The following is a 22,876-nucleotide window of genomic DNA, read 5'->3' on the forward strand; positions in this document are numbered from 1 at the left end:
CGGAACGGTCGACGCCGCGCCCGCACGAGCCTACCTTGGAGGGGCTGGATGCGGCTGGGGGACGTCCATGGACGGCAGGAAGGGGGGTATTGCCTGCGCGATCGCGATGGCGCTCGCCGGTTGCGTCACTGCCGCTCCCGTCGACGTCGCGCACCATGGCGTCGTGCTGCCCTGGCCCTATGCCCACCTGCCGGCCGACGCACCGATCGAGGCCGGCGTGCCCGTGGGCCTCGACCCGCTGCAGCAGGAAGCCGTCGTGGTGGGCGTTTCGCAGTGGATGAAGGAACCCTCCTCCGCGACGTTCGGCACGATGCGCGGCGCCCGCAACACCCGCGGCATCGTCACGATCTGCGGCCTCGTGGCCGGCCGCACGAGCGCGGGCGCCACGGCCGCGCTGGCGCCTTTCATCGGCGTGATGCTGGGCACGCCCGGCGATCCGGAGTTCGTCGTGGTCGGCATCGGCAGCCTGCCCCGCTCCCGCGCCGAGGTCCTGTCGCTCTGCCGCGAAAGCGGCGTCGCCCAGATCGAATAGCCGCCTCCGCCCTCATAGGAGTCGCTTCGCCCCCCGGACCGGCCCTATGATGACCGCAACCACAGGCCGCAAAGGCCGATCCAGGGAGGCGCCATGTACAGCTACATCGCGCGCAGGCTCATGTTCGGCGCGCTGACCGTCGTCGGCGTGTCGGTCATGGTCTTCATCGTGATGCGCATTCTGCCGGGCGATCCGCTGGTCGCCCTGTTCGGACCGGAGGGCTTCATCAAGCTCACCGAGGAGCAGCGTGCCAACTACATGAAGGAGCTCGGTCTCAGCGACCCGCTGTGGATCCAGTACGTCAACTGGGTGAAGGACATCGCGAACGGCGATTTCGGCCACTCGTTCTTCCGGTCCGAGAGCGTGGCCGACATGATCCTGCGCCGCGGGCCGCTCACGGCCGAGATCGCCATCCTCTCGGTGGTGCTGTCCTGGCTGGTCGGCATCCCGGTGGCGATCGTGAGCGCGCTGAAGCCCAACACGCTGGCCGACAGCGCGGCGCGCTTCGTCAGCATCCTGTTCATCGCCGTGCCCGGCTTCTGGGTCGGCATGCTGATCGTGCTGGCGCTGCTCTTCTGGTTCGGCTACCGCGCGCCGATGGCCGGCGTCGGCTTCTTCGACGACCCGTTGGCCAACCTCGAACTCGTGATCGGCCCCGCCATCGTGCTGGGACTGGGCCAGGCCGCCTACATCGCCCGCATGGGCCGCTCCAGCCTGCTCGAGGTGGTGCGCGAGGACTATGTCCGGACGGCGCGGGCCAAGGGCCTGAACAGCCGGCTGGTCATCGCGTTGCATGCCCTGCCCAACGCGCTGCTGCCGGTCATCACCCTGTCGGGCGTGCTGCTGGGACTGGTGCTGGCCGGGTCGATCCCCGTCGAGCGGGCCTTCGGCACGCCCGGCCTGGGCTTCGCGATGTTCACCGCGGTCAGCGAGCGGGACGTCTTCGTGATGCAGAACCTGGTCTTCCTCTACGCCATGGTGTTCGTCGTGCTGAACATCGTGGTCGACGTCACCATCGCCCTGCTCGATCCGAGGATCCGCTACCGATGACGACCATCACCACCGCCCTGCCGGCCCCGCCGTCGCGCCTGCGCACGGTGCTGGGCGCCGTCGGCCGCTTCTTTCGCCGCTCGCCGCTCTCGGCCTTCTGGGGCGTGGTGGCGGCGCTGATCGTGGCCATGGCCGTGGCGGCGCCGGTGATCGCGCCCTATCCGCCGCTGAAATCCGACTTCCGCGCCATGCAGAAGCCGCCCGACGAGAAGCACTGGTTCGGCACCGACCAGATCGGCCGCGACACGCTGAGCCGCGTGATCTACGGCAGCCGCACCTCGCTCACGGTGGCGCTGGGCGCCGTCATCTTCGGCACGACGCTCGGCGCGCTGTGGGGGCTCGCCTGCGGCTATTTCGGCGGCCGCTTCGACATGGTGAGCCAGCGGCTGATCGAGTTCCTGCAGTCCTTCCCCGACCTCATCCTGGCCATGGCCATCGCCATGGCGCTGGGCGGCGGCATCACGACGGTGATCGTCGCCATCGCCGTCACGCGCATCCCGTTCGGCGGCCGCGTCATCCGCTCCGTCGTGCTGTCGCTCAAGGAGATGCAGTATGTCGAGGCGGCGCGCGGTCTGGGCGCCTCGCACCAGCGCCTGATGTTCCGACACATCCTGCCGCAATGCGTGGCGCCCTACCTGATCCTGGCGACCACCCATCTCGGCGTCGCCATCATCATCGAGGCGTCGCTGGGCTTCCTCGGCGTCGGCATCCCGCCGCCGACCCCGACCTGGGGCAACATGCTGGCCGATTCGCTGAACGCCGGCCTGGTGCCGCCCTGGTGGCTGGTGCTGTTCCCCGGAGCCGCCATCACCCTGACCGTGCTCGCCTTCAACCTGCTGGGCGACGGAATCCGCGACATGCTCGATCCCAGGCTGCGCGGGTCGTTGTAGCGCCGTCGAAGTCCTTCGGTCGCCGTATTCCCTCTCAGGCCGCCGCGCCCAGCGGGAACTTCACGCCGTCGTCGTGGAGGTGGCACGACGCGAGGTGCCCCGGCTGGATCTCGCGCAGCGCCGGCACGTCGGTGCGGCAGCGCGGCATGGCGTAGGGGCAGCGGGCGTGGAAGTGGCAGCCGGGCGGCGGGTTGATCGGGCTCGGCACGTCGCCGGTCAGGATCACGCGCTTGCGGCCGCGCGCGCTCGCCCTGGCGATCGGCACGGCCGACAGCAGCGCCTCGGTGTAGGGATGCAGCGGCATCTCGAACAGGCTGCGCTTGTCGGTCGTCTCGACGATGCGGCCGAGATACATGACCGCGACCCGGTGGCTGATGTGCTCGACCACGGCGAGGTCGTGGGCGACGAACAGATAGGAAAGGCCGAGCTCGTCCTGCAGTTCCATCAGCAGGTTCAGGATCTGGGCCTGGATCGATACGTCGAGCGCCGACACCGGCTCGTCGCCGACGATCAGGTCGGGATTGAGAGCGAGCGCACGGGCGATGCCGATGCGCTGGCGCTGGCCGCCGGAGAATTCGTGGGGATAGGCGTTCACCGCCTCGGGCCGCAGCCCGACCCGGTCGAACAGGGCCGCCACGCGCTCGCGGCGTTCGGCCGGCGTGCCGATGCCGTGGATGATCAGCGGCTCGCCCACGATCTCGCCGGCCGACATGCGCGGGTTCAGCGACGCGTAGGGATCCTGGTAGATCATCTGCATGCGCCGCCGGTAGGGCAGCAGCTGCTCGCGTCCGAGATGGGTGATGTCCTCGCCCTCGACCGCGATCGTGCCGCCGGTCGGCTCGAGCAGGCGCAGCAGCGTGCGGCCGACCGTCGACTTGCCGCAGCCGCTCTCGCCCACCAGGCCGAGCGTCTCGCCGCGGCGGATCGCGAAGGACACGCCGTCGACCGCGTGGACATGGCCGGCGACGCGGCCGAACACGCCCTGGTGGATCGGGAAGTGCTTCTTGAGGCCGTCCACCGCGAGCAGGGGGGCCTCGGATGCCGCGCCCGTCATGCGTCGCCCCGCAGCAGGCGGTCGGCGTGCCAGCAGGCGATCCAGTGGTCGGGACGGTGCTGCGCGAGCGGCGGCGACTCGGCGCGGCAATGGTCGGTGGCGAAGGAGCAGCGGTCGGCGAAGCTGCATCCCTGCGGCAGGTTGAACAGCGACGGCACCATGCCCTTGATCTCGTTCAGCCGCGGCCGGCGGGCGTCGCTGCGGGCGGCGGCGTCGATCTGCGGGATCGAGCCCAGGAGACCGCGCGTGTAGGGATGGCCCGGCCGGTCGAACAGTTCCGCCGCGGGAGCCTCCTCGACCTTGCGGCCGGCATACATCACCACGACCCGGTCGGCATTCTCGGCGACCACGCCCATGTCGTGGGTGATCAGGATGATCGCCGTGCCGAACGTCTCCTGAAGCTCTTTTATCAGGTCGAGGATCTGCGCCTGGATGGTGACGTCGAGGGCGGTCGTCGGCTCATCGGCGATCAGCACCTTCGGATTGCACGACAGCGCCATGGCGATCATCACGCGCTGGCGCATGCCGCCCGACATCTGGTGCGGATAGGCGTGCACGCGCTTCTCCGGCTCGGGGATGTAGACGCGGCGCAGCATCTCGACCGCCTTGTCCATCGACGCGCGCTTCGACAGGCCCTGGTGCAGCGCCACCGCTTCGGCGATCTGCTTGCCCACCGTGTAGAGCGGGTTGAGCGAGGTCATCGGCTCCTGGAAGATCATCGAGATGGCGTTGCCGCGGATCGCCTCCATCTCGGGCTCGGGAAGGTCGAGCAGGTTCCTGCCCTCGAAGCGGATGGCGCCGCCGACGATGCGGCCGGGCGGGTTCGCCACCAGGCGCAGGATCGACAGCGCGGTCACGCTCTTGCCGCAGCCCGATTCGCCGACGACGCCCAGCGTCTCGCCGCTGGCCAGCGCGTAGGACACGCCGTCGACGGCGCGCACCGTGCCGATGGCGGTGAAGAAATGGGTCTGCAGGTCGTCGATTTCGAGAACCGTCCGGGCCGGCGCCGCCGCCGGCTCACCGACCACACGCAGAGCGTGCTGGCGAGGATTCAAGGCGAGACTCCCTGTGCGTTGTCGTGTAGTTTTGGCCTTACGGGGAAGTAAAGGCCATCCATCAGAGCACACAGTGCTCGATAAGGAAAAGGCCAATCGGGAGGAAACGCCATGAAAGACCACGTGTCCCAGCGTTCCCGCGTAAATCGTCGTAAGTTCATCAAGGGTGGTTCGGCGGCGCTCGGCGCCGCCGTGGCCGGCATGCCATGGCAGCTTATGGCCCAGGGCGTGCCCAACGAGTTCGACGGCTCCAAGTTCCAGCTGAAGGCGCCGGAGCCCAATCCCAAGTCCGGCGGCGTGTTGAAGTACGGCATCACCATGCGTCCGCCGCACTTCGACTTCCACCAGTCGGGCACCATCAACAGCCTGGGCAGCCAGGGCTGCATGTTCGACAACCTGGTGCGCCGCGATCCGCGCGATTCGGGCAAGACCATCATCCCCGACCTGGCGCATAGCTGGGAGATCGCCAAGGACGGCAAGACCTACACCTTCCACCTGCGCAAGGACGTGCAGTTCCACGACGGCGCCGAGCTCACCTCGGAGGACGTCAAGGCGACGTTCGACCGTATCGCCAAGCCGCCGCAGGGCATCTCAATCCCGCGCAGCACGCTGTTCGCCGCGGTGAGCGAGATCACCGCGCCCGACAAGTACACGGTGCAGTTCAAGCTGTCGGCGCCGCGGCCGCCCGACTTCATCATGGGCGCCATCGCCAGCGGCTGGAACGGCATCGTCCGCAAGAAGACGCTCGAGGACAACCAGTACAACCTGCGCCGCGTCGTCGACATTCCCGGCACCGGACCGTTCAAGAGCAAGCGCCGCGTCGAGAACGAAGTCTGGGTGATGGAGAAGAACGCCAACTACTGGAACAAGGGCCTGCCCTATCTCGACGGCGTCGAGTTCTATCACGCCCTGCCGTTCTCGCCCGAGCTGGGCTCGGCCCTGCTGTCGGGCCGCGTCGACTATGCCCGCCTGCTCGACCCGGTCTCGCAGCGCAAGGTCAAGTCGACCCCGGGCATGTCGGGCACCGACTTCTACCAGTCGGTCATCCAGGCGACCTGGATGAACAACACGAAGAAGCCGATGGACGATCCGCGGGTGCGCCGCGCCTTCCACCTGGTGCTCGACAAGCCGGTGCTGGTCGACGTCGTGAAGGACATCGCGCCGATGATGGTGGGCGGGTTCATCTACCCGTTCTCCGACTTCGCCACGCCGCTGCCCGAGCTCAGCAAGCGCCTGGGCTACCAGGCCGACCCGACCGCCTCGATTCAGGAAGCCAAGGCGCTGATGAAGGCCGCGGGCTACGAGAAGGGCATCCAGGGCCTCGACTACCTCGTGCGCGAGGTCGCCTCGTTCAAGCTGTGGTCGCAGGCCATCCAGGCCATGCTGCAGCAGACCCTGAACGTGCAGTCCAACATCCGCACCGCCGTCGAATCGGTGTGGTTCGACGACGTGCGCACCGGCAAGTTCGATCTCGCGATCGGCGCCATCGTGTCGACGCTGATCGATCCCAGCGACTACTTCAACGCCTGGTACAAGAAGGGCGGGCCGCAGAACTATTCGCAATGGGACAATGCCAAGTTCGCCGCGCTGCTGCCGGGAATCGACGGCGAGGTCGATCCGAAGAAGCGCCTGGCGCTGATCCGCCAGGCCGAGATGATCATGGAGGAGGATCCCCCGCTGCTGCCGATGTCGTGGGAGAAGATCAACGACGGCTGGTACAATTACGTGAAGGGCCATCGGCCGAACGACTATTTCGGCATCTACGACGTGGTGCGTCTCGACACGTTCTGGCTGGACAAGTAACGGCCGGCCGCGCCATCAACCGGGGATGCTGACCTTCTACTTCGCCCCCGGTTCGAGCTCGATGGCGCCGCACATCGCGCTGCACGAGACGGGCGCGGCCTTCGAGCCGCGCCCGTTGTCGTTGGCCGCCAAGGATACGAGGACGCCGGAATTCCTGGCGATCAACCCGGTCGGCAAGGTGCCGGTCCTGCTGGTCGACGGCCGGCCGCTGACGGAGGTCGCCGGCATCCTGTTCTATCTGGCGCGCGCCTTCCCGGCCGCGAACCTGCTGCCGGTCGACGATCCGGAAGCCGAGGCGCAGGTCGTGTCCTGGATGTCCTACATCGCCTCGACGATCCACCCGGCGCGACGCGAGGGGCTGGACCATGCCCGCGAAGTCTACAGGGTCGCCGACCGCAAGCTCGGTCCCCGCGAGTGGATCGCCGGCCAGTATTCGATCGCCGACATCCATCTCTTCCGGCTGTTCTGGCGCTTCCGCGGCTCGCTCGAGCCCAAGCCCGGCGACTTCCCCAACATCGAGGCGCACTACGACCGCATGATGGCCCGGCCGGCGGTGCGCAAGACGATCGAGATCGAGGAGAAGATCGGCTACGCGCTGCCGCGGTAGGCGCCCCCTGTCACCCCGAGCGCAGCGAGGGGCCTTTCGGGCAACAGGAAAGGTCCCTCGCTACGCTCGGGATGACAGCATTGCCGTAGAGACAGCGTGCCTCACGCCTTCAGCAGCAGCTTGCCCGCGACGTGCCGGCCCTCGAGGCGGCGGTGCATCTCGGCGGCCTCGGCCAGCGGAAAGACACCCTCGATCGGCACCCTGAGCCAGCCGTCGGCGATGGCGCCCACGACATGGTCGATGCCGGCCTGCCACTGCGGCAGGTCGTGGTCGACATGGCCGAGATGCAGCCGCGTGAAGGTCTGCGACCGCGGCAGGATGCGCTCGCGGATGTTCTTGAACGGCTGACCCTCGGCCTCGCCGATGCTGATCACGTGGCCGAGCTTCTTCACGACGTTGAAGGTGCGGTCGAGCATGGTGGCGCCATAGGAATCGATCGCGAGGTCGACGCCGCGGCCGCCGGTGAAGTCGAGCACCGCCTTCTCGAAATCCTCCTGCGAGGTCACGACCACGCGCGCCGCGCCGTAGTCGAGCGCACGCTTCTCCTTGCCCGGCGTGCCGGTGGTGCCGATGACGCGCGCGCCGGCATGGGTGGCGAGCTGGGTGCACATCAGGCCGACGCCGCCGCCCACCGCGTTGACCAGCACCGTGTCGCCCGGACCGACGCCGCCGTACACGGTCCACATCATGTGATAGGCGGTCAGCGCCTGGATGGGGAAGGCGGCGCCGACATCGAGCCCGACCGGGTCGGGCAGCCTGATGAGGCCGGCCGCCGAGGCCACGCACTTCTCGGCATAGGCGCCGCCCTTCTCGGGAAAGGTCGCGACGCGGTCGCCCACCTTGACCCCGCTGACGCCCGGCCCAAGTGCCGACACCGTCCCCGACACCTCGAAGCCCAGCACCATCGGATAGGTCATGGGATGCGGATAGAGGCCCTGCCGCACCTGCGTGTCGGCCCAGTTGCAGCCGGCGTAGGCCACGTCGATCAGCACCTCGCCGGCGCCCGGCACCGGATCGGGCATGTCGGCCAGGGTGAGCTGCTCGGGCCCGCCCAGGGCATGGATCACGACGGCTTTCATTGGGGTCCTCCTCGAAACACGGCACGCAAGTCCTGTGCCGCAGCCACGGGGGCCAGCCGCTACACCGCGCCGTTCAGCACCCGCCAGACCTTCTCCGGCGTGACCGGCATGTCGATGTGCGTCACGCCGAACTCGCTGAGCGCGTCGACGACGGCGTTCATCACCGACGGGAGCGCGCCGGCGCAGCCGGCCTCGCCGCAGCCTTTCACGCCCAGCCGGTTGGTCTTGCAGGGCACCGAGTGGTTCTGGATCGACATGGGCGGCGCGTCGGTGGCGCGCGGCAGGGCGTAGTCCATGAACGAGCCGGCGACCGGCTGGCCCTGCGGGTCGTAGACCGTGCGCTCCATCAGCGCCTGGCCGATGCCCTGCATCACGCCGCCATGCGCCTGGCCCGCGACCAGCATCGGATTGATGACCGTGCCGAAGTCGTTGGCCATGAAGTAGCGCACGACCTCGATCACGCCGGTGTCGCGGTCGATCTCGACCTCGGCGACATGGCAGCCGTTGGGGAACGAAAAGGGCGGATTGTCGGAGATGTGGCTGACGTCGAGCGACTGCGGCCCGTCGGGCGGCAGCGCGAGGCCGGCGCGCAGCCTGTCGGCCAGCTCCAGGATTCCGATGCCGCGGTCGGTGCCGGCGATGGTGAAGCGTCCACCAGCGAACTCGATGTCAGCTGCCGACGCTTCGAGCACGTGGGCAGCGATCTGCCGTCCCTGCTCGATCAGCTTGTCGCCGGCCTCGAGGAAGGCCTGGCTGCCGACCAGCGCCGACTTCGAACCGCCGGTGCCGCCGCCGACCTTGAGCTGGTCGGAGTCGCCCTGCAGGAGCTGGAAGCACTCGAACGGGATGCCGAGCTGCTCGCCCAGCACCTGGGCGAACGGCGTGGCATGACCCTGGCCATAGTCCAGCGTGCCGCTCAGCATGGTGATCTTGCCGTCGGCCTCGAAGCGGATACCGCCATATTCCTTGGCCGGCGGACCGGTCACCTCGAGATAGGAACCGATGCCGCGCCCGCGCAGCTTGCCGCGGCTCAGGCTGTCCTGCTTCCGCGCCTCGAAGCCCTGCCAGTCAGCGGCGTCCAGCGCCTTGTCGAGCAGGGTGGCGAACTCGCCCGAATCGTAGTTCATGCCCGACGGCGCCTTGTAGGGCATCTGCGACGGCGCGATGTGGTTGCGGCGCCGCAGCTCGATCCGGTCGATGCCCATCTCGCGCGCCGCCGTGTCGATCAGCCGCTCCATGTAATAGTTGCCCTCGGGACGGCCGGCGCCACGATAGGCGCCGATCGGCGTGGTGTTGGTGAACGCCACCCTGGAGTTCACCTCCATGGCGGGCGTGGCATAGACGTCGATCAGGTTCTTCACCGCATTGGTGGTCGCGGGCATCGGCGGATAGATGTAGGCGCCGGCATTGCCCGTGCCGGTGAGACGCACGGCGAGGAAGCGGCCGTCACGGTCCAGCGCCAGCTCGGCGACGCGCTGGTGGTCGCGGCCGTGATGGTCGCTGAGGAAGCTCTCGGACCGCTCGTCGGTCCATTTCACCGGCCGGCCGAGTCGCCTGGCAGCCAGCAGCAGCGGCCCGTACTCGGGATAGACCTGGCTCTTCATGCCGAACGAGCCGCCGACATTGCCGGTTAGCACCCGCAGCTTGTCGGGCGTGACGTTCAGCACGTCGCGCGCCAGCCCGCCGCGGATGCCCATGACGCCCTGGCAGCCGACATGCAGCGTGTAGCGTCCGGCCGCCTCGTCCCACGAGCCGATCGCCGAGCGCGGCTCCATGGGATTGACGACGATGCGGTTGGAGACGATCTCCAGCCGCGTCACGTGCGCGGCTTCGGCGAAGGCTTTCTTCACCGCCTCGGCGTCGCCGTAGTGGAAGTCCAGCGCGAGGTTGCCCGGCGCCTCGTCGTGGAGCTGCGGCGCGCCGGGCGCCAGCGCCTCGGCCGGCGAGCTGACGGCGGGCAGTTCCTCGATGTCGAGCGCGACCGCCTCGGCGGCATCCTTGGCCTGCACGGCGGTCTCGGCCACGACGCAGGCCACCGCCTCGCCGACATAGCGCACCCTCCCCTTGGCCAGCGACGGCCGGGGTGGCGTCTTCATCGGCGAGCCGTCGCGCTGCGGGATGTTCATGGCGCACTTGAGCGGCCCGAAGCCCGCCTCGTCGAGATCGGCGTGGGTGTAGATCGCGATGACGCCCGGCATCTTCTTCGCCGCCTCGGCGTCGATGCCCTTCAGCACCCCGTGGGCGATCGGGCTGCGCACCATCACGGCGTAGGCCTGGCCGTCGAGGTTGATGTCGTCGGTGTAGCGGCCCTGGCCGCGCAGCAGGGTCGGATCCTCCTTGCGCGGCACCGGCTGGCCGACCCCGAACTTCATCAATGCCAGCGCGGTGTCGTCGTAGGAGTCCATGGCAGGCCTTTCCAAACGCACAATGTCATCCCGAGGGCGAAGCCCGAGGGACCTTTGGTGTTGCCGTAAAGGTCCCTCGCTTCGCTCGGGATGACAGATGTTACTTGAGCGGCGAGTAGTTCGTCGGGATCAGCAGGGTCGAATGCATCTCGGCGAGCTTGGCCGGGCCCTTGGCGAGGTAGGCCTGCCAGGCCGGGTCCTTGGTCGCGGCGGCGCGTGCCTCGAAGCGCTCGGCCAGGTTCTTGTAGCGCCAGAGATGGATCCACTCGTTGGGCGTCGGGAACTCGCCGGTCCAGGCGCCCCAGATCGGCGAGTACTTCTCGCGCGCTTCCTTGACCTCGAGGAAGTCCTTGCCGTACTGCGCCGCGCCGCCCATCTGCGTGCGGTAGATGCGCAGCTCGTAGACGTTGCCGGTGGTGCCGTCGTCGGGCCGGATGTCGACCACGGCGTTCATCACCCGCAGGTCCTGGCGCTGGATCATCGGCCGGATGGTCGGCACGTACTTCTCGGTCCAGTCCTTGTTCTTCATCAGCTCGCCGCGCAGCCGCTCGCGATCGTTCAGGCTGTCGTACTTCCAGAGGTGCCAGATCTGGTTGAGCGCGCCGAACTCGGCCGTCCAGTAGCCGTGGTTGACGCCGTAGTTGTTGCCGCGCGCCGGCCGGCCGATCGTCTCGGCCGCCTTCAGGTACTCCGGCATCTTGCCCGGAGCCAGCGTGTAGCAGCGCAGTTCGTAGACCATGACTTTCTCTCCCTCGCGGATGCGGGTCAGGGATGCGGATTCCGGGGCGGATGCGCCCGCACCGCGTCTTCGTTGATGTCGGCACCCCAGCCCGGCCGGGTGGGCACGATCAGCTCGCCATTCTGGATGACCGGCGGATGCGTGACCAGATCGTCCTTCCAGGGCACATCGTCGATATCGATTTCCATGATACGGAAATTGGGAATCGCCGCGCACAGGTTGGCGCTCATCAGGGTCGACAGGTGGCCGTAGAAATTGTGCGGCGCGCAGTTGATCTCGTAGGGCTCTGCCATCGCCGCAATCTTCACGCCCTCCAGGAGGCCGTTCCACGGCACGTCGATGATGGCGACGTCGACCGAGCGGTTCTCGAAGAACGGCCGGAACTGGCGCCGGCCGAACAGCGATTCGCACGAGGCGACCGGCATGGGCGCGCGGTCGCGGATCAGCCGCAGGCCCTCGGCATCGTAGGAATCGATTTCGAGCCAGAAGAGATCGAAGGGCTCGCAGGCGCGTGCCACCTTGATGTAGCCCTCGGTCTTGAAGTTGAAGTTGCTGTCGAGAAGGATGCCCATCTCGGGGCCGGCGCCCTGGCGGAACGCGGCCAGGCCGTCGGTGATGGCGGCCAGCGTGGCACCATCGGCGTTGAGCTCGGGATAGCCCGGCCCGCGGGCGAACCCGGGCTGGTGCATGTAGGGCGGGTTGCCGTCGAAGCGGAAGATGTTGGTCTTGAGCGCCTTGAAGCCGCGCTCCCTGACGTGCCGGCCGAGCTTCACGAGGTCGTCGACCGAGCGCACGGGCTCGACGCCCATGACCTCGGCATGGCCGAAGCGGTAGCTGCCGCAATGCGACCAGTAGAGCGGCAGCCGGTCGCGCACCGGGCCGCCGAACAGCTCGTGGACGGGCACGCCCAGCGCCTTGGCCTTGACGTCGAGGAGCGCGTTCTCGATGGCCGCCATCGCCTGCTGGTTGATGCCGCCCGGCGCCTGGCGGGTGATCCCCTGCAGGCGCCCCATGATGCGCTCGATCGGCCGCGGATCGAGGCCGATCAGCCCGTCGGCCATGCGGCGGATGACGGCGGTGATGCCGCCGCTGCCGTAGCCCTCGTTGTACTCGGACCAGCCGACCAGGCCCTCGTCGGTCGTGATCTTCAGGAACGAGAAGTCGCGCCAGCCTGCATTGCAGTGCAGATCGTCGATTCTTGCGATTTTCATGGGTGTTTCCTCTCCCTTTGCCGTCAGCATAGACTAGGGCCGGCCAATGCGGGGAGAATCCATGCCGCTTCACGGCAAGGGGATGCTGGTCGTGTTCTGCGAGGTCAAGGCCCGCGACGAGCGCGACTTCAACGAATGGTATAATCGCGAGCATATCGACGAGCGCGTGAACCTGCCGGGGTTCCACCGCGGCCGCCGCTACGTCGCGGTCCGCGGCTCGCCCAAGTACCTCGCGACCTACGAATGCGACACGGCCGAGGACCTGGCGACACCGGGCTATCTCGCCCTGCTGGCCAACCAGACGCCCTGGACCCAGGCGGTCATGGCGAAGTTCACGCGCTTCAACCGCCTGACCCTGCGCATCCAGGCCGATCACGCCCACGGCGTCGGCGGCGCCATCGCCGCCGTGCGCTTCGCACCCGACCCGCACCTCAGGCGGTCGCTGCTCGCCTGGCTGCAGGAAGTCGCGCTGCCCAAAGCCATCGCCCGGCCGGGCGTGGTGGGCGCGGTGGCGGGAGAGAACGACCTCGAGATCGCGCATGCGCCGCTGCAGGCCAAGAGCATGGATCACCCGCGCGCCGACGAGGCCGAATGGGTGATCCTGCTGGAGGGCAGCGACATCGGCGCCGTGGGCGCGGCGGCCCGCCTCACCTTCTCCCTCGCGAAGCTGAAGCCGTTCGGCGTCACGGCGGCGCCGACCATCGGCACCTACCGGTACCTCTTCGGCAACCAGCGCTGACCGGCGCCGGTCGTGCAGGCGCCGTGAGCCGGGTGACGGAAGTTTGAGCGACCGGTGAGCGCCTCATCGCCTATGGTCCCCCCGTGACCGCCAAGCAGAAGATCTTCTGGCTGCGCCTCGTGACGCTGGTCGGGCTGTGCCTGCCCGCGCTCGAGCTAGGCTGGCGCTGGGCCACGGGAGCGCTCGAGCCGCGGCCGGTCACCCTCGCGACCCATGCCACCGGCGACTGGGCCGTGATCTTCCTGCTCCTTTCGCTCGCCATGACGCCGGCGCGCGCCCTGTTCGACTGGACGCCGCTGGTGCATGTGCGCCGGCGCATCGGCGTGGCGGCCGCGCTCTACGCGCTCGCCCACCTGCTGATCTATGTCCTCGACCAGAAATGGAACCTGCTGGTCGTGGCGACGGAGATCCTGCGACGCTTCTATCTCACCATCGGCTTCGTCGCGCTGGTCGCGCTGCTCCTGCTCGCCATCACCTCCACCGACGGCTGGCAGAAGCGGCTCAAGCGCGGCTGGAAACGCCTGCACTGGCTGGTCTACCCGGCGGCCTTCCTGGCACTCATCCATTTCTTCATCCAGTCCAAGGTCAAGATCGGCGAGCCGGCCTTCGCCGCCGGCCTGTTCGCCTGGCTGATGCTGTGGCGGGCGCTGCCCGTGCGCCTGCAGAAGAGCTTCGCGGGCCTCGCCCTTCTCGCCGTCGGCGCCACCGCCGCCACCGTGGCCTTCGAGGCGACGTGGTACTGGCTGGTGAACGGCATCGACCCGGCGCGCGTGCTGGCCGCCAACCTCGATCCCGACCTCGCCTTCCGGCCGGCCCAGAAGGTGCTGATCGCCGCCCTAATGATCGCGGCCGCGGTCGGCCTCCGGCGCCTGGCGCTGGCGGCAAACAGGCTCTGGACGAGGCGCTATATCCAGTCGACTATATCGTCTCCCTGACCAGAGGAGTTTCGGTATGGTCGAAAGACGTGTTTGGCTCGGATGGCTGCTGGCGCTCGCGCCGGTCCTCGCGCCCGCGCTGGCGCTGGTGGCCGGCCCCGCCCGGGCGCAGGACGGCGTCGTGGTCTTCGCCGCAGCCAGCCTCAAGAACGCGCTGGACGACGTCGCCGCCGGCTGGACCCGCGAGACCGGGAAGCCGGCGCCCAGGATCTCCTACGCCGCGAGCTCCGCGCTCGCCAAGCAGATCGAGCAGGGTGCCCCGGCCGACCTCTTCCTCTCGGCCGACCTCGCCTGGATGGACTATCTGGCCGAGCGCAAGCGCATCAAGGCCGATACCCGCTTCAACCTGCTGGGCAACAAGATCGTCCTGATCGCCCCGCGCGACACCAGGGCCGCCACGGTCGAGATCACCGGGCCGGCGCTGAAGGCGGCGCTCGCCGGCGGCAGGCTGGCGATGGCCAACGTCGCGGCCGTTCCCGCCGGCAAGTACGGCAAGGCCGCGCTGGAGAAGCTCGGCGCCTGGGACACGGTCAAGGGCGACATCGCGCAGGCCGACAATGTGCGGGGGGCGCTGGCCCTGGTGGCACGGGGCGAGGCCCCGCTCGGCGTGGTCTATGCCACCGATGCCGCGATCGACCCCGCCGTGAAGATCGTGGCGACCTTCCCCGATGGATCGCATCCGCCGATCATCTATCCGGCCGCGCTGACGGCGGACGCGAAGAACGCCGACGCCAAGGCCTTCCTCGACTATCTGCGCAGCGCCAAGGCGCGGCCGGCCCTCGAGAAACAGGGCTTCACCGTCCTGGTGCGCTCCGCCTCGGCATCATGACGCCGGAGGAGTGGACGGCCGTCCGGCTGAGCCTGCTGGTCGCGACCACGGCGACTCTGGCCAGCCTGCCGGCCGGCATCGCCGTGGCCTGGCTGCTGGCGCGCCGGCGCTTCTGGGGCAAGGGGCTGGTCGACACGCTGGTCCATCTGCCCCTGGTCATGCCGCCGGTCGTGACCGGCTACCTCCTGCTCCTCTCGTTCGGCCGGCGCGCGCCGTTCGGCGCCTTCCTTGCCGAGACGCTGGGCATCGTCTTCTCCTTCCGCTGGACCGGCGCGGCGCTGGCCTGCGCCGTCATGGGCTTTCCCCTGATGGTGCGGGCGATCCGCCTGTCGATCGAGGCCGTCGACCCGCGGCTGGAGGCGGCAGCCGGCACGCTGGGCGCCCGCCCCGCCTGGGTGTTCGCGACCGTCACCCTGCCGCTCTGCCTGCCCGGCATCATCGCCGGCGCGATCCTGTGCTTCGCCAAGGCGATGGGCGAGTTCGGCGCCACCATCACCTTCGTGTCCAACATCCCGGGCGAAACCCAGACGCTGCCGACCCTGATCTACAGCCTGCTGCAGGTGCCGGGTGGCGATTCCGGGGCGCTCCGGCTCACCCTCGTGTCGATCGCGATCTCCATGCTGGCCCTGCTGGGCTCCGAGTGGCTGGCGCGACGCGTCGCCGTGCGCCAGCCGGCGACATGAGTCTCGAGGTCGACGTCGAGCTGGCGCGCGGCGCCTTCCGGCTCGCCGCCCGTTTCACCGCCGCGCCCGGGCTGACGGCGCTGTTCGGCCGGTCCGGCTCCGGCAAGACGACCCTGGTCGACATCGTCGGCGGCCTGGCCCGGCCCGATCGCGGCCGCGTGGCGGTCGACGGCGAAGTGCTGGTCGACACCACGCAGCGCGTCTTCGTGCCCCCGCACCGGCGACGCATCGGCTACGTCTTCCAGGACAGCCGCCTGTTCCCGCATCTCAGCGTGCGCCGCAACCTGCTCTACGGACGCTGGTTCACGGGCCGCGCCGCCGATGCGGCACCGGACCTCGCCGCGGTCGTCGAGCTGCTGGGCATCGGCCCCCTGCTCGACCGGCGGCCGGCCGGCCTGTCGGGCGGCGAGAAGCAGCGCGTCGCGATCGGCCGGGCGCTCCTCGCGCGCCCCCGGCTGCTGCTGATGGACGAGCCGCTGGCGTCGCTCGACGAGGCGCGGCGGGCCGAGATCCTTCCCTATGTCGAGCGGCTGCGCGACGAGGCGCGCGTGCCGATCCTCTATGTCAGCCATTCCGTCGCCGAGGTGGCGCGGCTGGCGACCACGGTGGTCATCATGGGCGACGGCAAGGTCACGGCCGTCGGCCCGGTGGCCGACATCCTGCCGCTGGCCGACGCCGGCGACGCCGGCAGCGTGCTGGACGCGACGGTGGCGCGCCACGACGACGCCTTCCACCTGACGGTGCTGAGCTCGGCGGCCGGCGAGCTGCAGGTGCCGCGGCTGAGCGCATCCGTCGGCGCATCCGTCCGTGCGTACATCCGGGCACGCGACGTCATGCTCTCGCTGCGCCCGCCGGAGGAGATCAGCGCCTTGAACGTCCTGCCCGGCCGCATCGCCGCCGTCGTCGCCGACGCCGCCGGCGCGCAGGCCGAAGTCCGGCTGGACTGCAACGGCGCGCCCCTCGTCGCCCGGCTCACCGCCAAGTCGGTGCAACGGCTGGCGCTGGGACCGGGCAAGCCTGTATATGCCGTGATCAAGAGCGTCTCCTTCGAGCGCACCTAGACGGACATCGGGAGTGCGATGCCCCATCTCAGCATCCGCATCGACTTCGACCACGAGGGCCGGCTCGGCCCCGGCAAGGTCGCCCTGCTCGAGGGCATCGCCCGCGAAGGATCGATCTCGGCCGCCGGCCGCGCCATGAACATGTCTTACAAGCGCGCCTGGCAGCTCGTCGCCGAGATCAACGACAGTTTCGACGAGCCGCTGGTCGAGGCCCAGACCGGCGGCCGCGCGGGCGGCGGCGCCGCGCTGACGCCGCGCGGCCGCGAGCTGATCCGGCACTACCGGGCCATCGAGCGCAAGGCGCTCTCGGCCACCGCGACCCATCTCAAGGCGCTGCAGGCGATTTCCCGCAACCGCCGGCCCCGATAACGCGCTATCCTGCCCGGACAGGGGAGGATGTCGGGCGTCATCATCGTGACACCGGTCGACTGGTATCAGCCGCCGACGGCGGCGTCGGGCACGGATTCGACGGAATTCGTCGCGGTCGAGGACGCACGCCGGCTCCCCGCCGGTCCCACATGAGAAACAGATGTCGCCGATCTTCCTGCCGCTGACGCCGAGGTTCATCACGCTCACCCTCGCCGTCCTGGCGACCGTCATCTTCGGCGCCGGCCTGCTGCTCGACGGCGGTTCCATCGTCCTCGCCATCCTGTTCGGCGTCGCGCTCTTCCTGACCATCGTCGGCATCGTCGACCTGATCCAGAAACCGCATGCGGTGCTGCGCAACTATCCGATCGCCGCGCACCTGCGCTTCATCTTCGAGGCGATCCGCCCGGAGATGCGCCAGTACTTCTTCGAGGGCGAGAAGGACGGCATGCCGTTCAGCCGCGACCGGCGCGCCGTCGTCTACCAGCGCGCCAAGAACGCCCTCGACGTGCGGCCGTTCGGCACCAACTACGACGTCTACGCCCCGGGCTACGAATGGATGTCGCATTCGGTCGCGCCGGCGCCGGTCAGCCGCGAGCCGATCCGCATCACCATCGGCGGCCCCGACTGCAGCCAGCCCTACTCGGCCTCGGTGTTCAACATCTCGGCGATGAGCTTCGGCTCGCTCAGCGCCAACGCCATCCGCGCGCTGAACAACGGCGCGCGCATCGGCGGCTTCGCCCACGATACCGGCGAAGGCGGCTACAGCCCCTACCACCGCGAGGGCGGCGGCGACATCATCTGGGAGATCGGCTCGGGCTATTTCGGCGCCCGCAATCCCGACGGCACCTTCTCGGCCGAGCGCTTCGCCGCGACCGCCGTCAACCCCCAGATCAAGATGATCGAGGTGAAGCTCAGCCAGGGCGCCAAGCCGGGCCATGGCGGCGTGCTGCCGGCGCCCAAGGTCAGCGCCGAGATCGCGCTGACGCGCGGCGTGGCAATGGGCGAGGACTGCATCTCGCCGTCACGGCACTCGGCCTTCTCGACGCCCCTGGAGATGATGGGCTTCATCGCCGAGCTGCGCCGCCTGTCGGGCGGCAAGCCGACCGGCTTCAAGCTCTGCATCGGCCACGAGTGGGAATTCCTCGCCATCTGCAAGGCGATGCTCGAGACCGGCATCTATCCCGACTTCATCGTGGTCGACGGCAAGGAGGGCGGCACCGGCGCCGCGCCGATGGAGTTCCTCGACCATATCGGCAAGCCGATGCGCCAGGGCCTGTTCCTGGTCCACAACGCGCTGATCGGCATCGGCGTGCGCGACCGCATCAAGGTCGGCGTCGCCGGCAGGATCGTCACGGCCTTCGACATGATCCGCGCCATGGCGCTGGGCGCCGACTGGTGCAATGCCGCGCGCGGCTTCATGTTCGCCATCGGCTGCATCCAGTCGCAGCACTGCCACACCGACCGCTGCCCGACCGGCGTCGCCACCCAGGATCCGACCCGCCAGCGCGCCCTGGTCGTGCCCGACAAGACGCAGCGCGTGGTCAACTTCCATCGCGCCACCGTGCGCGAGCTGGCCGAGATGACGGCGGCGGCGGGCCTCGACCATCCGAGCCAGTTCAAGCCGCTCCACATCTCGCGCCGCATCTCGCCCAGCGAGGTGCTGACCTACGCCGAACTCTATCCCGGCCTGGGCGAGGGCGAGCTGCTGGCCGGGACCGCCGGGCCGCGCTGGACGGAGGCCTGGAACATGGCCGACGCGCGGTCGTTTCGCGCCGTGACCTGATTGGCCCCAAGGCGGTTGCGAATCCCGCCGGGTTGGCCCAGCAATGGGCAAAAGCCCGAGAGGAAACGCCATGACCGCTCCCTTCGACGTCGCTCCGCTTCTCGCCCCCGGCACGCCCGCGCCCGCCGTGAAGTGGAACGGCTTCCCGAAGTACAATTTCATCGGCGGCCACAACGATGCGAAGCACGTGCCGGTCGACGCGCTGATCGAGGCGGCGACGGCGGTGCTGAAGCGCGAGGGCGCGACGCTCGCCACCTACGGGCTGAACAGCGGGCCGCTCGGCTACCGGCCGCTGCGCGAGTTCCTCGCGGACAAGCTCAAGGGCCATGCCGGCATCGCCTGCTCTCCGGACGAGATCCTCATCACCTCGGGCTCGATGCAGGGCCTCGACCTGGTGAACAACCTTCTGCTCACCCGGGGCGACACGGTGCTGATCGAGCAGGAGACCTATGGCGGTGCCCTGACCAAGCTCGGGCGGCTCGGCGTCAATGCCGTCGGCATCCCGCTCGACGGCGAGGGGCTCCGGCTCGACGCCCTGCAGCAGAAGCTGGAGGAGCTCAAGGCCAAGGGCGTCAAGCCCAAGTACATCTACACGATCCCGACGGTGCAGAACCCGACCGGCGCGATCATGGGCGAGGCGCGCCGCAAGGCGCTGCTGAAGCTCGCCGCCGAGCACGGCGTCATGATCTTCGAGGACGAGTGCTACTCGGACCTGACCTGGAGCGGCGAGCGGCCGCCCTCGCTCTACGCCCTGGCCGGAGGCGAAGGCGTGATCCATATCGGTTCCTTCTCCAAGTCGATCGCCCCGGCGCTGCGCGTCGGCTACCTGGTCGCCCGGTGGGAAGTGCTGTCGCGCATCCTGGCGCTCAAGGCCGACGCCGGCTCGGGCTCGCTCGAGCAGATGGTGCTGGCCGAGTTCTGCCGCCGGCACTTCGCCGATCACGTGCCGCGGCTTTCGAAGACGCTGGCCGGCAAGCTGCAGGTCCTGCGCGAGGCGCTGGCCGAACAGTTCGGCACCGCCGCCGAGTTCGGCGATCCGCCGGGCGGCATCTACCTCTGGATCAAGCTGCCGGACAATGTCGACACGGTGAAGCTGGCGCAGGCCGCGCAGGCGGCCGGCGTCTCGCTCAACCCCGGACCGGAATGGTCGACCAACAAGGACTATGCCCGTTGCCGGCTGCGGCTCTGCTTCGCCAATCCCGATCCGGAGACCATCCGGCAGGGCGTCGCCGTCCTGGCCGATGTCTGCCGCCGCGAGTTCGGCGTACCGGTGCGCAGCGCGAACCTCGACAAGGCCTGACGGCGGATTGACTTACGACGGCGTGCTCACCATCCAGAGCACGCCGAAGCGGTCGGTCACCATGCCGAACGTCGAGGCGAAGAACGTCTTGACCAGCGGCTGCTGGACCTGACCGCCCTTGCCGATGGCGGCGAACATCTTCTCGGCCTCGGCGTCGCTCGCCGCGCTGAGAGCCAGCCCGAAGCCCTGGAACGCGGTCGCGCCCGAGCAATGGCCGTCGGAGGCCATGATCACCGTGTCGCCGACCTTGAAGGAGGCGTGCATGATCTTGTTCTCCGAGTTCGGCGGCAGGTGGCCCGAATCCTTCTCGGGGCTCTCGCCGAACCGCATCATCATCTCGACCTGGGCGCCGATGGCCTCCTTGTAGAAGGCGATCGCCTCCTCGCACTTGCCGTTGAAGAACAGGTACGGCTGCACGGTCATGTCTTCACTCCTTGATCGAGGGTCGGCTACTTCTCGGCGATCGCCTTGAGGTCGGCGAGGCCCTGCTCGAAGTCGCGTCCGATCATCCTGTCCATGTCCATGAAGAGGCCCATCACCCGTGACACGAGGGGGCTCGGCCCGTAGATCGCCCAGGTCACCGACGTCGCGTCTCCCTGCGGCCGCAGCAGGAACTCGGCGGTATTGTGCGCCTCGAACGGCTTCTCGAAGTCGAGCTTGATCACGACCTTGTCCGGCGTCTCCTCGAGAATTTTCATATGGCCTTGGCCAACATGCTCATTGCCGTCCCAGGCGTAGGTCGCCCCCTTGCCCTTGGTGACGGCGCCGTAGCTGCGCTTCATTCCCGGATCCTTCTTCTCGTAGGGCGACCAGGTGGGCCACGCCTTGAGATCGTCGATCAGCGGAAGGATTTTGGCGGGTGAGGCCTTGATCTCCACGGTCCGCTGGACGCGAAACGTGTCCGGCTTCGTCGCCGCGTAGATCACGATGCCGGCCACGACGGCAATGATCAGGCCGACGAAGATGGCGAGCGTCCTCAGCATCGGTGCGGCTCCCCCCGGGTCACTGGACCGTCGCAGCAAGCCCTAGAAAGCAGGCGGCGGACTGTCAACCGCCCGGCACGCGCTCCACCCCGACGCATATTCGCATCGGCCTCGCGCCCGTCCCTGTGATAGTCACGACGCGTGACGATCGACTTCGCTGCCGGCCGCCCGGCCATCCAATCCACCCGGGGCATGGTGACCAGCCCGCACGCGCGCGCCTCGCAGGCCGGCGCCGAGATCCTGCGCGACGGCGGCTCGGCCGTCGACGCCGCGGTGGCGGCGAGCGCCGCGCTCTCCGTTCTCTATCCGCACATGACCGGCGTCGGCGGCGACGCGTTCTGGCTGATCCACGACGCCGCCGACGGATCGGTCCGCTACATCGACGGCGGCGGCCGCGCCTGCGCCGGCGGCACGATCGAGGCCTTCGCGCGCCGTGGCCTCGACGAGGTGCCCTATCGCGGGCCTCTGCCGGCCACGCTCACCGTGCCGGGCGCCGTGGCGAGCTGGGGCATGGCGCATGCTGCCTACGGCCGCCTGCCGCTGCGCCGCTGCCTGGAGAGCGCCATCGGCTACGCCCGCGAGGGTTTCCCCGTCACCGCGCGGCTGGCGCACTGGCGCGGCCTGGCGCGCGACGAGCTGGAGAAGAATCCCGAGGCGGCGGCGATCTTCCTGCGCGATGGTGCCGTCCTCGACAATCCCGACCTCGCCCGCACGCTGGAAGCGATCGCGAGCGACGGCTGGTACGGCTTCTACGCCGGCGAAGTGGCGCGGGAGCTGGTGCGCTGGTCGGCGGCCAACGACGGCTTCTTCACGCCGGACGATCTCGCCGTCCAGGCGGCGCGCTGGGGCGAGCCGCTGCAGGGCACTTATCGCGGCGTCACGATCTACGAGACGCCGCCGCCCACCCAGGGCTTCGCCGTGCTCGAGATGCTGAACCTGCTCGAGCCCTTCGAGCTCCACCGCAAGCCCTTCCTGGGCGCCGATTCCGTGCATCTCATGGTGCAGGCCAAGCAGATCGCCTACCACGACCGCGACCGTCATGTCGGCGATCCGCGCTTCGCCGACGTGCCGACGGCGCGGCTGACCTCCAAGTCCTACGCCGATGAGCGCCGCCACCTGATGGACCCCAACCGCGCCCTGCCGTGGGATCGCGTCCCCTCCTACGGCAGCCTGTCCGGCGACACGGTCTACGTCGCCGCGGTCGACAAGGAGGGCAACGCCGCCTCGCTCATCCACTCGCTCTACGGTGTCTTCGGCGCGGCGGTGGTGGCAGGCCGGACCGGCGTCGTGCTTCAGAACCGCGCCGCCTATTTTTCGCTCGACCCGAAGAGCCCCAACCGGCTGGAGCCTGGCAAGACGCCGCTGCACACGCTGATCGCCTCGCTCGCCTTCAGGAACGGCAAGCCGTGGGCGGTGTTGGGCTGCATGGGCGCCGACGGGCAGCCGCAGATCCATCTGCAGGTCTACAGCGCCCTGATCGATCACGGGCTCGGAATCCAGGAGGCGCTCGACATGCCGCGGTTCCTGTCCGGCCGCTTCGGCCTTCTCGAAGCCCGCGACACCCTGCATGTCGAGGGACGCTTCCCCCGCGAGACCCTGGTCGAGCTCGAGCGCCGTGGCCACTTGCTCGACCGCTGGGCAGACTGGAGCGAGTCGGCGGGCCATGCCCATGGCATCACCATCGATGCCGAAACCGGCATGCTCTCGGGCGGCGCCGATCCGCGCAGCGACGGCGCGGCCGTCGGCGCCTGATCGGGGCGGGCGCGCCA

At 69.0% G+C, this 22,876-nt stretch carries 23 protein-coding genes; 15 read left to right on the plus strand and 8 right to left on the minus strand.

From position 1 onward, the window contains the following. The first annotated feature begins 67 nt into the window (after positions 1–67). From ACO073_RS02335 to ACO073_RS02345, 3 genes are all read left to right on the plus strand, one after another. Positions 68–532: a hypothetical protein gene (locus ACO073_RS02335; RefSeq protein ID WP_421994870.1), complete on the plus strand. Its 465-nt coding sequence runs from the start codon at positions 68–70 to the stop codon at positions 530–532. A 93-nt stretch (positions 533–625) separates the two neighbouring features. Beyond that, positions 626–1,582 (plus strand): ABC transporter permease, encoded by a 957-nt coding sequence (locus ACO073_RS02340; protein ID WP_421994872.1) that lies wholly within the window; start codon positions 626–628, stop codon positions 1,580–1,582. Next, entirely contained in the window at positions 1,579–2,472 is an 894-nt protein-coding gene (locus ACO073_RS02345) for an ABC transporter permease (RefSeq protein ID WP_421994874.1), read from the plus strand. The genes ACO073_RS02340 and ACO073_RS02345 overlap by 4 nt, the downstream gene beginning before the upstream one ends. Positions 2,473–2,506: 34 nt before the next feature. Here ACO073_RS02345 and ACO073_RS02350 read toward each other — a convergent pair whose 3' ends face one another. Next, positions 2,507–3,526: an ABC transporter ATP-binding protein gene (locus tag ACO073_RS02350; protein ID WP_421994876.1), complete on the minus strand. Its 1,020-nt coding sequence runs from the start codon at positions 3,524–3,526 to the stop codon at positions 2,507–2,509. Continuing rightward, positions 3,523–4,554: an ABC transporter ATP-binding protein gene (locus tag ACO073_RS02355; protein ID WP_421997378.1), complete on the minus strand. Its 1,032-nt coding sequence runs from the start codon at positions 4,552–4,554 to the stop codon at positions 3,523–3,525. The genes ACO073_RS02350 and ACO073_RS02355 overlap by 4 nt, the downstream gene beginning before the upstream one ends. Positions 4,555–4,692: 138 nt before the next feature. Here ACO073_RS02355 and ACO073_RS02360 point away from each other — a divergent pair, with 138 nt between their 5' ends. Beyond that, the gene (locus ACO073_RS02360; protein WP_421994878.1) at positions 4,693–6,384 is read left to right on the plus strand and encodes an ABC transporter substrate-binding protein; all 1,692 of its coding nucleotides are present in this window, start codon (positions 4,693–4,695) and stop codon (positions 6,382–6,384) included. A gap of 25 nt (positions 6,385–6,409) precedes the next feature. Further along, positions 6,410–6,991: a glutathione S-transferase family protein gene (locus tag ACO073_RS02365; RefSeq protein WP_421994880.1), complete on the plus strand. Its 582-nt coding sequence runs from the start codon at positions 6,410–6,412 to the stop codon at positions 6,989–6,991. Positions 6,992–7,092: 101 nt separating this feature from the next. On the opposite strand, the gene ACO073_RS02370 is transcribed toward ACO073_RS02365, so the two are convergent. From ACO073_RS02370 to ACO073_RS02385, 4 genes are all read right to left on the minus strand, one after another. Beyond that, entirely contained in the window at positions 7,093–8,070 is a 978-nt protein-coding gene (locus ACO073_RS02370) for a quinone oxidoreductase family protein (RefSeq protein ID WP_421994882.1), read from the minus strand. 59 nt (positions 8,071–8,129) lie between these two features. Next, positions 8,130–10,475 carry a xanthine dehydrogenase family protein molybdopterin-binding subunit gene (locus ACO073_RS02375; protein WP_421994884.1) on the minus strand — a complete coding sequence of 782 codons (2,346 nt, stop codon included), beginning with the start codon at positions 10,473–10,475 and terminating at the stop codon, positions 8,130–8,132. 100 nt (positions 10,476–10,575) lie between these two features. Next, positions 10,576–11,214 carry an NIPSNAP family protein gene (locus tag ACO073_RS02380; protein ID WP_421994886.1) on the minus strand — a complete coding sequence of 213 codons (639 nt, stop codon included), beginning with the start codon at positions 11,212–11,214 and terminating at the stop codon, positions 10,576–10,578. 26 nt (positions 11,215–11,240) lie between these two features. Beyond that, a complete protein-coding gene (locus tag ACO073_RS02385) occupies positions 11,241–12,425 on the minus strand; it encodes a mandelate racemase/muconate lactonizing enzyme family protein (protein WP_421994888.1) in 1,185 nt (394 codons plus the stop codon). A gap of 61 nt (positions 12,426–12,486) precedes the next feature. On the opposite strand from ACO073_RS02385, the gene ACO073_RS02390 reads away from it, so the two are divergent. The 9 genes from ACO073_RS02390 to ACO073_RS02430 all read left to right on the plus strand — a co-directional run bounded on the left by ACO073_RS02390 (position 12,487) and on the right by ACO073_RS02430 (position 20,124). Next, complete coding sequence (locus tag ACO073_RS02390) at positions 12,487–13,164, plus strand: hypothetical protein (protein WP_421994890.1); 678 nt, start codon at positions 12,487–12,489, stop codon at positions 13,162–13,164. Between the two features lie 83 nt (positions 13,165–13,247). Then, positions 13,248–14,099 carry a sulfite oxidase heme-binding subunit YedZ gene (locus ACO073_RS02395; protein ID WP_421994892.1) on the plus strand — a complete coding sequence of 284 codons (852 nt, stop codon included), beginning with the start codon at positions 13,248–13,250 and terminating at the stop codon, positions 14,097–14,099. Positions 14,100–14,115: 16 nt separating this feature from the next. Further along, positions 14,116–14,928, plus strand: a complete 813-nt coding sequence (modA, locus tag ACO073_RS02400; RefSeq protein ID WP_421994894.1) for a molybdate ABC transporter substrate-binding protein — start codon at positions 14,116–14,118, stop codon at positions 14,926–14,928. Further along, on the plus strand, positions 14,925–15,611 hold the full coding sequence (gene modB / locus ACO073_RS02405; protein ID WP_421994896.1) for a molybdate ABC transporter permease subunit: 687 nt from the start codon (positions 14,925–14,927) through the stop codon (positions 15,609–15,611). Before modA ends, modB begins: the two co-directional genes overlap by 4 nt. Next, entirely contained in the window at positions 15,608–16,672 is a 1,065-nt protein-coding gene (modC, locus tag ACO073_RS02410) for a molybdenum ABC transporter ATP-binding protein (RefSeq protein ID WP_421994898.1), read from the plus strand. The genes modB and modC overlap by 4 nt, the downstream gene beginning before the upstream one ends. An 18-nt stretch (positions 16,673–16,690) precedes the next feature. Then, positions 16,691–17,041 (plus strand): winged helix-turn-helix domain-containing protein, encoded by a 351-nt coding sequence (locus ACO073_RS02415; protein ID WP_421994900.1) that lies wholly within the window; start codon positions 16,691–16,693, stop codon positions 17,039–17,041. 27 nt (positions 17,042–17,068) lie between these two features. Next, positions 17,069–17,194 (plus strand): hypothetical protein, encoded by a 126-nt coding sequence (locus ACO073_RS02420; RefSeq protein ID WP_421994902.1) that lies wholly within the window; start codon positions 17,069–17,071, stop codon positions 17,192–17,194. Positions 17,195–17,201: 7 nt separating this feature from the next. After that, positions 17,202–18,824, plus strand: a complete 1,623-nt coding sequence (locus tag ACO073_RS02425; protein WP_421994904.1) for an FMN-binding glutamate synthase family protein — start codon at positions 17,202–17,204, stop codon at positions 18,822–18,824. Positions 18,825–18,894: 70 nt separating this feature from the next. Further along, positions 18,895–20,124, plus strand: a complete 1,230-nt coding sequence (locus tag ACO073_RS02430) for a PLP-dependent aminotransferase family protein (RefSeq protein WP_421994906.1) — start codon at positions 18,895–18,897, stop codon at positions 20,122–20,124. 12 nt (positions 20,125–20,136) lie between these two features. Here the strand turns inward: ACO073_RS02430 and ACO073_RS02435 are convergent, their stop codons facing one another. Both ACO073_RS02435 and ACO073_RS02440 read right to left on the minus strand, forming a co-directional pair. Continuing rightward, entirely contained in the window at positions 20,137–20,547 is a 411-nt protein-coding gene (locus tag ACO073_RS02435; protein WP_421994908.1) for a VOC family protein, read from the minus strand. Positions 20,548–20,573: 26 nt separating this feature from the next. After that, a complete protein-coding gene (locus tag ACO073_RS02440) occupies positions 20,574–21,107 on the minus strand; it encodes an SRPBCC family protein (RefSeq protein ID WP_421994910.1) in 534 nt (177 codons plus the stop codon). 141 nt (positions 21,108–21,248) lie between these two features. Here ACO073_RS02440 and ggt point away from each other — a divergent pair, with 141 nt between their 5' ends. Continuing rightward, positions 21,249–22,859 (plus strand): gamma-glutamyltransferase, encoded by a 1,611-nt coding sequence (gene ggt / locus ACO073_RS02445; RefSeq protein ID WP_421994911.1) that lies wholly within the window; start codon positions 21,249–21,251, stop codon positions 22,857–22,859. The last annotated feature ends 17 nt before the right edge of the window (positions 22,860–22,876 follow it).

Origin of the sequence: Reyranella sp., assembly GCF_965229815.1 — a bacterium.
Taxonomy (GTDB): domain Bacteria; phylum Pseudomonadota; class Alphaproteobacteria; order Reyranellales; family Reyranellaceae; genus Reyranella.